The sequence below is a fragment of the Novipirellula methanifontis genome, assembly GCF_052161655.1.
In the GTDB taxonomy this organism is placed as follows: domain Bacteria; phylum Planctomycetota; class Planctomycetia; order Pirellulales; family Pirellulaceae; genus Novipirellula.
Genome location: NZ_CP197418.1, coordinates 7,417,587 through 7,429,997, shown reverse-complemented (window position 1 = coordinate 7,429,997; position 12,411 = coordinate 7,417,587). Strand labels below are relative to the sequence as shown.

Genomic DNA, 12,411 nt, shown 5'->3' with positions numbered 1-12,411 from the left:
TCGTCCCTCGCTGACCCCAAATCCTATAGAGTTGTCGGACGAGACGCTACCTAGTCGTAAACCTCACTCGCGAGTTGGTAACCAAGCAGTTCGGCAAGTTTAGTGGCCAGTGAAAGACAGCAATTCTCGACGTCCTTGGGATAAGGTTGGACATGCATTCCCTGATTCTCCCAAACGTCGAATTCCAAGTACTCGTCGGAATCAGATTCGGCAATCCGACACCGAACAGGTTTGCCGTCGCGGTAAATGCGCAAGACTTGTTCCGGTGCGTTTAAGCCTTCTAGTGCTCCGAGGCGTTTTCTGGCGTCCGCCCGCGCTTCGTCGGCGCTAATCTCGTGCCGCGGGAATGCATCTGCCACTCGTGTGACGATCTCGTCAATCGTTAGGCAGTCAGAATCTTCGACAGGCGAGATGTCGTAGAAGTAATAAGTGGCCACTACTTTAGTTTTTGTCCGACAGCGTTTGATCCAATTGGCCGAGCCATGTGATCCGAATTCACGGGGCGAGGGGAGCCAAGGGAAGGTGGGTTTCGATTGGTCCAACAGATCCGTTAGTTATAAATCGCACGTCCCAAAAGCCGAGCGACTAGGCGTTGCGATCCGACAAGAGCCGAATCGTCTCGTCCACTTGGTCCGTGAATTCGCTTGGCAAATCTGAACTCGGTTGCACCATTGCGATTTGGCGCTGGAGCGGGTTCGATAGCGATGCTGCTCCGTCGCTGGCCGTTTCTTGCTCATCACGGAACGAATCCGCAATAGCACGGTCGTTAGTGCGTGGGTCAATGGGATCGGAAGAGTCGATCTTGGATCCTTCTGCGATTTGAGGAATCTGCACTGGCGGAAGCACTTGCTCGCCATCTGCCGATGTGTCCTCTTGCTCGCCGCCGCCGCCGACAGTGCCGCCGCCCGTTCCATTGCGATTGATTTCGTTGAGAATCAGCAGTGCATCGAGTGCGGTGACCGAACCGTCTGCGTTCACGTCATAACCAAAAGCGGGGTCGCCTGCACCCACGGGGCCAGGTCCATAGACATTCAAGTAGTTGATGATCGCGAGTGCATCAGCAGCAGTCACCGAGCCGCCGTTATCGACATCATATGGATTGATGTCATTGTGAAAGGGAGTCTCGTTCTCGAGCACTTCGATCACGAAGGTGGACGAGAGCGATTGGAATTCATTGTTCGAATCGGTCGCGGTGACGGTCAGCTGGATCTCGCTTTGCGTCGATTGCTTGACGAATTGGTCGTTCACTAACTTCAGCAAGCCGTCGATCACTTCGAAACGCGTGTCATCAACAGTCAGCACGTAGCGGTCACTTGCGGATTGACCATCGAGCGTTACCGTGCCTGCAACCGCTCCGGATTCAAACTCGACCAACGAACCGCCTACAAGACTCAAAATCTCTGGCTGCTCAGGCAGATCTTTGACTCGGATTGTGATCGGCTGAGTGAAAGGCACGCCGTCCACACCAAACTCTTTTGCCGTGACGTTGACGACAATCTCTTGTGCGTCTTCGTAATTCAGCGAAACGCCATCGGCTAATCTTAAATCGGATCCATCGATCACAAAACGATCATCGTCCACGGTCAGAATGTGGAATTGCTCGGTGTCTTCGTCGATCACGTGCAGTTCGGCTACCGTGTCGCCAACAGCATTTTCGAATACCGTTGCTTCACTCGGCGAGATGCCCGTGATCGGATCGTTCGAATCGGTAACAGTGATTGCCGGATAACTGACCAGTTCTGTTTCCGTTTCAGGGTCTGTGACGGAAACTGTCAAAGTAATCCAAGGCTCTACTTCAAAATTCAATCCCTCGCCGTTGGCTCCGCCGATGAAAATCAGCACGCCGTTGTTGTTGATTTGAAAGCGAGGATCGTTGATCTTGATCACGTGATTGTTGACACCATCAGCGTCAATCACCTCGATCATGCCAATCGGGTCACCCAGTGCGAGTGCTTCTGGAATCGGGTCAAAGTGAAACAGCACATCGACCGGAGGATCCGCAACCGGAGTTACCGAGATCGATAAACTAAACGTTTCCGACTCCGTTACGCCATCGTGAATCGTGACGCTTACCGAATCGGTGCCGTAGAAATCGGGATCAGGCGTATAAGAAATCGAACCGTCCACTGCGACGTTCACCGTTCCATGCGACGCCGATCCTTTTTGAACGATCACGAACTGATCGTTTTCGATGTCGGTCACTCCCACGCGTGCACCGGGGGCCGCTAGATTGAGCGATTGGTCTTCGGCGGTCGATATCGCAGGAAGGCTCTCGTAATTCGGCGCCGTGTTTTCGCCGTCAACAAACAATGCGAATCGAATAGGCTCGGCATCTTGGTTGTCAACAATTTTGACGCGATGCGAATCCGAACGTCGGAGTGAAACTTCGATCACGCCTGCGGATCCGAGTACTGCGATCGCTTCGGGTTTGCCTTTGCTGGCGATCGACGCAATCTGACCAATCGTCGACAAGTCGATTGCCTTGTCTGCAATGACCGATCCGTCTCGTAAATCGACGATCCGCAATACGGTGTCCACCGGCGAAACGGACATCAGTAAATCTCGGGGGCCATCGAGCGTGATGGGGCCTGACATTTCGGGGAACGAGTGTAGTGAAACAAAATCGGCGTTCGCGTCCACGACGCTGACTCCGCCATTGATCTGCCTCAGCACCAACAATCCCGACTCATCATCAAAGTCGAGCAGACTGCTGGCGCCCGCCACTTCGATCGGCTCGCTGCTGATCATCGACGCGGTTTCGTTACTCCACAGCGACAGCTTCAAGCCATCCTCGCCCGCCCATGCGAAAACGCTGCGAGGTCCTGTGTCCGATGTGATCACCGTCGTGCCCGCAGGCACGATCGTGGTAGTGGTCGAAACCACGAGTCCCAGATCCGGATCCGAAGCGTCGAGCGATCGAACCGCGACTGGATCCGAACTGTCGGCCACTGCGACACCGCGTCCATTGCCATCGATGGCAACATCCGACCATAAATCCGAGGAACCGTTACCTGACAAGTCGACCGCGCTGACGATGCCGGAAACGGGGTCCACGATCCAAGCTGAATCGCCACCCGCTTCACCACCAATGACCAACAAGTTGCCATCGGGCAACGTTTGCAGTTTCGTTAAATGAGTGCCGACAGAAATCGTTTCCGTTTCCGCCGCTGCCAAATCCGCGACTTCGACGCCCGTTTCGGTCAAAACATAGGCACTTCGATCCCCTGTCGCCAACAATGCCAGTGCATCGTCAATGGAAGCAGGTTGAGTCTCGATGGTTGCTTTGAACGGAAATAGCTGTGTTTGGACGCTGGTGCCGTTGAATAATCGAACTTGGTAATCACCATCGGTCAGGTCGTCGAAACGAAACGCACCGGCGGCATCCGCAACCGCAATTTTTTCGCCCTTCTCAAGCAACGAGTTATTATTGGCGTCGATGTAGACCAAACGCTTCGGGAGGGCCTGTTCGCTCGCTTCTTGGCGAAAGGAATGGTCCAAATCATCAAAAACCACCCCTGTAATCGCAGCGAGAACGCGACGGTCGCCAAGATGCTCCACAATAGGACGACGCCGAACGCGAATCCGTCCGCTTTTCAGGGTTTGTTTATTGGATGATCGACGTTTGGTCATCTTGTTTAATTCTCGGTAGGACTTGTCGCGATCTTTGTTTTGCCTGCGACGCTTTTCCAAAAGCATTTGACAGGCAAGCACAGTCGGTTGGAAGCAGCCAAACGGGGAAAAGTTCCCTTGAAACAGCCTTATTGGGGGAGAACCCAAGCACAACGGAGTACGATGAAATCAAATCGACGACGTTGGGGATCACCACATGACGATTAAGTCTGTTTATCATAAGCACAGGGTCGATCATTTAAACGGCAAATAGCCGTAAAAACACGCCGAAATGCGTTCGCATCGTCAATAAGAACGCGTAAACTGCAGGCGTTGAGCCCGGCCAATCCCGAAATTCAGTCGGGCTATTTCCAATTCCAGTTCATTTTCTCCAAACCCGCCAATCAAATGCGGGAGGCGTTTATGTTGAATTCCATCCAAGTTTGTCGCCAAATCGGTGCTTTTGCTGCGTTTTCTTTGGCCACCATCGCCTTCCTTTCACCGCTTTATGGACAAAGCGATGAATACTATGAATCGATGGAGAGCATGGACATGGAATACGGCGGGCAATCACAACGATCCGCTCCCACATCGATATTTTCGTCGATGAATCTCGCTCCCTTGATGGCTGCTACGATTCCTGCGATGGAGGACAAACGTCCACTTCTAAAGAAGCAATGCGACGAGGCGTTCTTAGATGGACGAATGGCGACAGCACTGGAATTGTTCTTTGGCAACTTGGTCATCGAACCGGTAAAGGCCAGCGAGCAACTGCAAAGCGTCAAATACAGTGCGATGCTGAAACGTCCTGTTTGGCAAATTCGCTGGGGAGTCTCGCTCGCCGTGCGAGGTGACGATGCCGGGGACAAAGGAGCGATCACCGAAGGCTCGGGCGGGAATCGAGGAAACTCAGGTTTTCGTGGAGAAGACTTTGGCTCGGACGAATTTGGCATGGACGAAGGCATGATGGGCCGCGGTGGAAACCCAGCTGGCGCAGCCATCTTGGACCAAACCGCCGAAGTCGAACTTCAAGAGGCACTTGGGTTGGTTGCGGAGGTCACGGCCGAACAATTTTCGCTGCGTTTTTCTCGAGGTGATTTCGGTCTGGCACTCTCTGGGATCGCGCCGCCTCCACCGGTCGTCGAAATCGCTGCCAATAATGCCGGCGATTCGTCCGATGGTGGCATGGACGATTCGATGGAGCAGGAGCGAATGGAACAGGAGCAGATGGAGCGTGACCGGATGGAACAGGAACGAATGGACATGGAAGGATCGATGTCATCCGATTCCGAGTTTGGCGGCAACAACGCCGCCGCGATGGAACCACTAGAGCCTTTGGACAATACCCCCAAAATCGACGCTAGCCTTGAGCCGTTTCCGATGTGGAAGCCTGGGATTGTCTACCTCGGCTCGGTCAGCTCAGCCGAATCGACAAAGATAGCCAAAGCTAACGACATCGATTTCATTCTGCATTTTGATGTGGTTTTGAAAGAAGGCCGCGAAGGGATGATTCAGAACATTTCTCGTTGCCGCTTGCTTCGTGTTGCCGATGGCAAGACGCTGGGCCTCTCGAAACCTTGCGATAGCATCGAAGTCCAACGTCCAGGCACGATCGCGCGAGATTATGTCACTGAGCAAATTTCCAATCTGTTTGCGATCATTGATCGCCAAATGGTGTTGTCAGCGATGCCGAAGCTGTCACCCGAAATTGCCAAGCGACGTGTCGCGTCCCTCTTCTCTGGTACGAAAGCCGATCGGATCAAAGCACTCGCCGAAATCCGGCTCTATCAATCCCAGCAACTAATCAGCGACGAGGATGTTGAGAAAGCGTTCTACATCGTCGGGGGTGCCGATGGAATGAAAATGTTGCATGGCACCAAGGATGATCAAATTGCCACCGTGCACGAGTGGGTGACCGAGGCATTGACACGCGAAGAATAATCCTCACTGAATAAACCACACTCTCGCAGCCAGTTTTTTCCCTTCAGCAAATTCTCTGCCGCACAATTTGCATGACGATCCTCGTCATGCAAACAGTACGGCAGAGATGGAAAAAACGTGGTGGGTGTTTCCGCTATCCTTGGCGGTCCAGCGACGTCGTCGCAAGGGGCGACGTAGGTCGGGGGCTTCAAACCCGTCAACAGTATCACATCGCCACCGGCATCAAAACATCCGCAGCGGGTGTTAGACGCACGTTCTTGCAGCGTGACAATTGGAATTGGCGAGGAGCTTCGCGGCAAAGGCACAAGCCCAAGAAGCGATAGCTGCCCATAAACCGAATCGGGCTGACGATTCGGTGAGTTTGATTGCCATCGGCATCGACATAATCCATTTCGATGACGTAGTTGTCACAGTCGTGCATGGCGCGTCGCAAAATCGTGTTCATAGGTACCTCGAAAGAAATTAGGGGAAGTCGTTTGCTTGACTACTTCTAATATTCGTGATGCCTTTGACACGTCAGGTCACGCCGTGAGAAAATTTTTTCCGGACTGAGGAGATAGGGCTAAAACACGTGCTTTTTTCGTGTTTTTTGCTTGGACAGAGGAGCGATATTTGTCACACAGTGCTCCGAACAGACTGCATCTCCGTGGTGGATCTTGTTGAAGAGCCCCCATGCAGGATCTTTAGCAAGATCCACTACGCCAATTATTTACTTTGCGTCGCAGGAGCGATCAACGATATTCCTCAACCGATCTGCGGCAGCCACTGCAACAGCGATTGCAGCCAATCCGACAACCGCAGTGCCAGCGTCATTTCTTGGCTGCGGGCGACGATGTACAGAACAAACAGCACATAGATTGCCAACAAGATAAAGGCCTTCCCGCGTCGCATTTCGACGTACTGAATTCCCGCTTCGGTGACACCACGCTTGCCCAGGTAATAGACGAAGAAACCAACGATCGTCAGCACCAGCAACAACAACCGCAATTCACCACTTTGGGCGGCAATGTCCGGCGACATTTCAATCGGGCCATGCAGTAGGGTGAACAGGAACAAGGGAAAGCCGAGTGCAAAACAAATGTCAAACACATTGCTGCCCAACGCGTTGGCCACGGCGTCGTCATAGTCACCATCGCGTGCATCGCGAATCGACATTACCATGTCGGGAACACTGGTGGCCATCGAGGCAAAGATCACCGCGACAAACATCGCGGGCATTCCAATCCCTTGGAAATCGTAGCCAAACAGCGTGTAACTTGGATGCTCAATACTGCCCGTTCCCAGCCACTCGCACGCTTTGACCAACAACCAACACGCCGCACCGATGACGGTTGCGGAAGCCAACAGCAGCGGCCAACCGTTCCAGGTTTCCTCGTCGATTTGTTGACGATGTTTCTCACGAACAAAAACACGCTCCATGTCCATCAACGGCCCGAGCGAAAGCCAATAAAACGTGTGTCCTAGAACGCTTCGCTCGACCACCACTTCGTCTCCGGAATCTTGCTCGTCATCATCCGCAGTGGCGTCTTCCGATCCCCCAGAACGCTTCATCGACAGCAGCATGAAGGCTAAGTAGGTTCCGTACAGCCCCATCAAGATCAAGCCTTGCCACCAATGCAATTGGGCACCGTTGATCAGCAGAATCAAGATGATTTCGCAAAAGATCAGCGACAGACCATCACGCAGCAACACCTTGGTGGAAACGTTCACCGATGTGACGCGAGCTCCCATCACGACCGCTCCCACGACCGACAATATGCACGCCGCCGGGATGATCATTCCGTTGAACAAGGCACTGCCGGCGGTGGTGCCGATGCCGACCGAAAATCCGTCTCGATCCGAAAGCACGAATAACGCGATCAGTGTCGTAAACAGTTCGGGCACGCTGCTCGAGATCGCGTTGATCGTTCCTCCACGCACGCCCTCGGAAAGGTTGCGACCAATGTACTCGGACGCAATTTCAAAACTGTCGCACGCCCGCCAAATCAACAGACAGGTAAAGAAAATCAGAACCAGTGGAATCAAGATTCCCATCAATCACTCTTGCTTCAAAGACATATTTTTTGCAGGACACGCCCAAGCGATTTGCTTAGGGATGCGAAGCAAACCACTGCGGGGTAAGGCAATGTGATAAGGGCTGATCCGGTGCCCCGCAATCGGTCTCGCAAATCGCAGGCTAGTTTTGCTTGATCATCTCCAGCAGCTCGATTGCCAAAGCATCCACGGCGTCGGTCGCGGTATTGGCCAGTACGACCACTGCAGATTGAGTTTTGCGATCGATCAGAATCATGCTGTGATAGCCCCCCGTTTGACCGCTGTGAGTCCGAGTGGAATGGTTGCCCATCACGTGCCAACCGAGTCCCATTGAGGCGTCTCCGTTGCTGCCGACATGATGTTTTTGCCACGCCAATTCGATCGCTGTGCCGATCTCGTTTTTCGGCACCTGCAGATGCATCTTTGCAAATCGCAGCATGTCAGTGATCGAGCTGCGGATACCGCCGGCACCCGGCATGTCGGCGAACCCCCAGTTCGATGTTGCGTGTTTTTCCGCATTGTAAGGTGTGGCTAATCTCGCTTTCTGAGCCGGATTCAACACGACGCAAGTGTCGGGCATCCCCAGCGGCTTGGTGAGACGGTGCTGCAACAATTCGTCGTAGCTCGTTCCCGCTTTGCTTCCGATCCAATACCCGAGCAACCCGAAGGCAAGATTCGAGTACTCGTATTGGGTACCCGGTTCACGTCGGAGCGAGTGCGAATTCAGAAATTCGTAGGCCAACGCCGAAGTATAGTCGCCGTAGGGATTCGCGGTATGAAGGCTAGGCATGTTGTCGCCTAATCGCGGCAGCCCGGATCGATGTGTGGCAATATCGAGCACGGTAATCGGACGATCCTGCCACTGCGGCATCGTGACCTCGGCGGGCAATAACTCGCTGGCATTTTGGTCCAAACGAATTTGACCTCGATTGACGGCGTCGGCTAGCAGGATCCCGGTAAACACTTTTGAAATCGAACCGATCTCGTAGAGTGTCTCGTCACTCGGTGGTGGCCCAATTTCGCTGGTACGTCCTTGATGTACCGTCGCCGATTCGTCGCCGTCGATCACGGCGATCGACACTCCCATCATCGCCTGCGATTGAACGTAGGTTTGGGCGAGCTTTTGCACGCGTTCATTTAGCGGTGCTGCGGATAACGGCTCGGCTGAGTTTGTTTCGGCGGGGATTGCCTCGGGCGAAATGCAAACTAAATAGACTGCGGCCAAAAAGGTGCGGCCAAATATTGCAAAAAACGGGCGAGGCATTGGATTCCAATCGATCAAGGTGGGGGGCGTGGAGACATTTTAGCGGCAAATGGCTGGCAAAATAATTCACCACGGCAATTTGCTTTGATGACGACGCCGGAGGCTTTTATACTTACACTATTGGGATAGCCCCCGCCGGATTGTTCCCCACCTGCGAACTCGGATTCCCGATTTTCGTTTGATCATTCCCACCGATTCCGCTGAATCAATGAGCCGTCATTTTCAAATGATACGCATTTTCTCTGGTTTGCTCTGCGTCTTGATCACCACGTCCCTGTTGTATGGGGATGGACTGACGCCGCGCGAAGAGTTCTTTGAGAACCAAGTCCGACCGCTATTGATCGAAAAATGCCAAGAGTGCCACGGTCCCGAGTTGCAAGAATCCGATTTGCGGCTTGATGGATTGGCGTTCGTTTTGCAAGGCGGAATCAGCGGCCCCGCGGCGGTCGCACGAAACGTCGAAGAAAGTTTCATCATCCAAGCGGTGCTCGGCCAGGGTGACTTTGAAAGGATGCCACCGGACGAACCGCTGAGCCGTGCGGAAATTACGGTGCTGCAAAAGTGGGTTCGCATGGGATTGCCGTGGCCCGCCAGCGACGAGCCGGTCACGCCATCGCTGGGCGACCAAGTGGCGATCAACAAAATTGCAGAAACACACTGGGCATTCCAACCGATTGCAAATCCGGCAGTGCCCGCGATCGAGGGTCAATGGAGTACGTGGGTTGCCAATCCGATCGATGCGTTTGTTATTCGCGAATTGATCGACAATGACTTGCAACCATCGCCTGCGGCAGAGCGGAGCGTTTTGGTTCGACGACTTTATTTTGACTTGATCGGGCTGCCACCGACGGCGGACGAAGTTGACGCGTTTGTCCGCGATCCCAAGCCGACGAACGAAGTGGTGGCGAACACGATCGAACAACTTTTAGAGAGCAATCACCACGGCGAACGCTGGGCACGGTATTGGTTAGACCTGGCTCGTTATGCCGACACGCGTGATTGGCAGGCGCAAGCGGAGCTTCGTTACCCCTACGCCTATACCTATCGCGATTATGTGATCGCCAGTTTGAATGACGACAAACCCTACGATCAATTTTTGCGTGAACAGATTGCCGCCGACTTTTACACCGACGATCCTGCGGCGCCTCAGTTGGCTGCACTGGGATTGTTGACGGTCGGACCGCAATTCCGCAACAACAAAATTGAGCAAGCCGCCGACAAAATCGACGTCGTGTGTCGAGGGTTGATGGGCATCACCGTGGCATGCGCCCGATGTCACGATCACAAATATGATCCGGTCCCCACCGAAGATTTCTATTCGCTGTACGGTGTGTTTGCGAGTTCCAAAACGGCAGACGATTTTCCGGTCATTCCAACCGATGAACCAAGCGGCCCACAGCAAGCGGATTTCGAGAAAAAGCATGCTGCGAAACAACGTGAACTGGCGCAATACAAAAAAGAGCTTCGCGCTGACGCTGTCAAAGAACTTCGCAGCAAGCTGCCTGTGTACATCAAAGGTTTCACGATGATGGGGCTCGAACGCAAACTCGATATTCGCGGTGCGATCAGTAAATTAAAAGTCCGAGACATCGCGATGACGCCGCTGAATGATTCGCTGACAAGTGAACTGAAAAGTAATCGCTGGCGGGATGATGCCGTGCTGGGGCCATGGCACGACGGATTGTCGATCAGTGAGGCCGAATTCAAGAAACAACAGTCGACACTGTTGAAAAAATGGTCTGGCGACGATTCGCTGAATCCACGTGTAAAACAGAAACTGAAATCGTCGACGCCAAAAACTCGCTCCGAGTTAGCGTTGGTCTACGCCGATGTTTTCGACGAGACACTGAAACAATGGAATGCTTTCAAGAAGTCGCACCCCGATGCGGAAGGTTTTGATGACGATTCGCTGGAATCGATTCGCACGCGACTGTTGGGGGCCGGCGGATGGTTTGACTTGGACGTCGAAAAAGTGGCGTCGGCATCGCGATTGTCGGGTAAAGGTCGCAAAGAGTTAGGCGATCGTGAGAAAGCGATCACCGAGGTCGAAGCGAGTCACCCGGCGGCTCCACCGCGAGCGATGACGGTCGTGGATCTGGAAAAGCCGATCACCCCTTTTGTGATGCTGCGAGGCGAACCGAATCGTCGTGGTGACCGTGTGCCGCGTCAATTTTTGAGTGTGCTGTCCAGCGGTAAACCCAAACCGTTTCGAAACGGCAGCGGACGACAAGAGTTGGCCGAATCGATCGCCGATGAAAACAATCCGCTGACGGCTCGTGTGTATGTCAATCGAGTCTGGGAACGCTATTTTGGCAGCGGGCTGGTGGAATCGCTCGACGACTTTGGCTTGCGGACCGCGCCACCGAGTCATCCGGAACTTCTGGATTGGTTAGCGAGCGAATTCATGCGTAACGGATGGTCGATGAAATGGCTGCACCAGACGATCACGTCGAGCAACACGTATGCTCAATCGAGTGACGCCAACGACCGCGGTTTGCAGTTAGATCCTGAAAACCGTTTGTATTGGCGTCAGAATCGTCGTCGGCTCGATTTCGAGGCGATGCGAGACTCGATGTTGACCGTTGCCAATTCACTAGACCGAACCATCGGCGGTCGCTCGGTCAAACTGAGCGAGACTCCCTACACGCTTCGCCGCTCGATCTACGCTTATATCGACCGAATCGAGTTGGATCCGATGCTGCGTACGTTTGACTTTGCCTCGCCGACCGCTTCGGCGGCATCACGTGCCGAAACGACGATCCCACAACAAGCACTCTTCAACATGAACCACCCGTTCGTCGCGGAATTGGCTCGAAAAGTATCCGCGATCGCGGCAAACGAATCGGCAATGGATGTTCAAGTCCTGCAAATCTATCGACAAGTCTATAGTCGCGATCCTTCGCCACAAGAACAATCGATGGCGAAAGCGTTCTTAAAATCATCGTCCGAGACTGCTGTGACGCAGGATCAAGTTTGGCAGTATGGATACGGGCCACTCGTCACCCCTGACGCCTCTGCGGAAGCCTCACCAACGTTTTCGCCGCTTGAGTTTTGGACTGGATCTTCCTACCAAGTCAGCAGCGAGTTTCCAGATCCAGTGTTAAAACATTTGCGTATCACCGCCAACGGCGCCCATCCGGGCAAGAACGATGACTTGTGTGTCATCCGCCGCTGGTCCGCACCCGATGATGGCGTGATTCAGATCCGTGGCAAACTGAAACACTCGCGTGACAATGGCGACGGCGTGACCGCAACGATTCGCTCGAAATCACTTGCCGAATCCTTTACCGTGACCAATAGCGAAGCGAAGACGGATGTCGATCGTTTGCCGGTTACCAAAGGTCAAGTGGTTGATTTCGTCGTCTCCCCTCGATCCAGCACGACTGCGGACGCTCACATTTGGACGATTGAAATCCAAGGGATCGACGGCGCGATTGCGGATTCGGACTGGAACTCAAGTGCCGATTTCCAAGCACCACCGCCTCCTCCGCTAACACCGCTCGCCCAACTTGCTCAAGCGTTGATGCTGACCAACGAATTTCTTTATATCGATTGATAACGCC

The 12,411-nt window shown here is 53.6% G+C and carries 7 protein-coding genes; 2 read left to right on the top strand and 5 right to left on the bottom strand.

Going from position 1 to position 12,411, the window contains the following annotated elements; genetic code table 11:
- Positions 1–50 precede the first annotated feature (50 nt).
- Together SH528x_RS26785 and SH528x_RS26780 are read right to left on the bottom strand one after the other, a co-directional pair.
- A complete protein-coding gene (locus SH528x_RS26785; protein ID WP_442506509.1) occupies positions 51–437 on the bottom strand; it encodes a hypothetical protein in 387 nt (128 codons plus the stop codon).
- 148 nt (positions 438–585) lie between these two features.
- Entirely contained in the window at positions 586–3,630 is a 3,045-nt protein-coding gene (locus tag SH528x_RS26780; RefSeq protein ID WP_442506508.1) for a dockerin type I domain-containing protein, read from the bottom strand.
- A 402-nt stretch (positions 3,631–4,032) separates the two neighbouring features.
- Between SH528x_RS26780 and SH528x_RS26775 the strand changes: the two genes are divergently transcribed.
- Complete coding sequence (locus SH528x_RS26775; protein ID WP_442506507.1) at positions 4,033–5,550, top strand: hypothetical protein; 1,518 nt, start codon at positions 4,033–4,035, stop codon at positions 5,548–5,550.
- A 205-nt stretch (positions 5,551–5,755) separates the two neighbouring features.
- Here SH528x_RS26775 and SH528x_RS26770 read toward each other — a convergent pair whose 3' ends face one another.
- From SH528x_RS26770 to SH528x_RS26760, 3 genes are all read right to left on the bottom strand, one after another.
- Complete coding sequence (locus SH528x_RS26770) at positions 5,756–5,995, bottom strand: WYL domain-containing protein (protein WP_442506506.1); 240 nt, start codon at positions 5,993–5,995, stop codon at positions 5,756–5,758.
- 299 nt (positions 5,996–6,294) lie between these two features.
- Entirely contained in the window at positions 6,295–7,584 is a 1,290-nt protein-coding gene (locus SH528x_RS26765; protein ID WP_442506505.1) for a sodium:calcium antiporter, read from the bottom strand.
- Between the two features lie 142 nt (positions 7,585–7,726).
- Positions 7,727–8,848 (bottom strand): serine hydrolase domain-containing protein, encoded by a 1,122-nt coding sequence (locus SH528x_RS26760; RefSeq protein WP_442506504.1) that lies wholly within the window; start codon positions 8,846–8,848, stop codon positions 7,727–7,729.
- A gap of 208 nt (positions 8,849–9,056) precedes the next feature.
- Here SH528x_RS26760 and SH528x_RS26755 point away from each other — a divergent pair, with 208 nt between their 5' ends.
- On the top strand, positions 9,057–12,404 hold the full coding sequence (locus SH528x_RS26755; protein WP_442506503.1) for a PSD1 and planctomycete cytochrome C domain-containing protein: 3,348 nt from the start codon (positions 9,057–9,059) through the stop codon (positions 12,402–12,404).
- Positions 12,405–12,411: the final 7 nt, after the last annotated feature.

Excerpts from the sequence above, each read along its gene's own strand:
- SH528x_RS26780 (WP_442506508.1), bottom strand. The coding sequence starts at position 3,630 with ATGACCAAACGTCGATCATCCAATAAACAAACCCTGAAAAGCGGACGG.
- SH528x_RS26775 (WP_442506507.1), top strand. The coding sequence starts at position 4,033 with ATGTTGAATTCCATCCAAGTTTGTCGCCAAATCGGTGCTTTTGCTGCG.
- SH528x_RS26770 (WP_442506506.1), bottom strand. The coding sequence starts at position 5,995 with ATGAACACGATTTTGCGACGCGCCATGCACGACTGTGACAACTACGTC.
- SH528x_RS26765 (WP_442506505.1), bottom strand. The coding sequence starts at position 7,584 with ATGGGAATCTTGATTCCACTGGTTCTGATTTTCTTTACCTGTCTGTTG.
- SH528x_RS26760 (WP_442506504.1), bottom strand. The coding sequence starts at position 8,848 with ATGCCTCGCCCGTTTTTTGCAATATTTGGCCGCACCTTTTTGGCCGCA.
- SH528x_RS26755 (WP_442506503.1), top strand. The coding sequence starts at position 9,057 with ATGAGCCGTCATTTTCAAATGATACGCATTTTCTCTGGTTTGCTCTGC.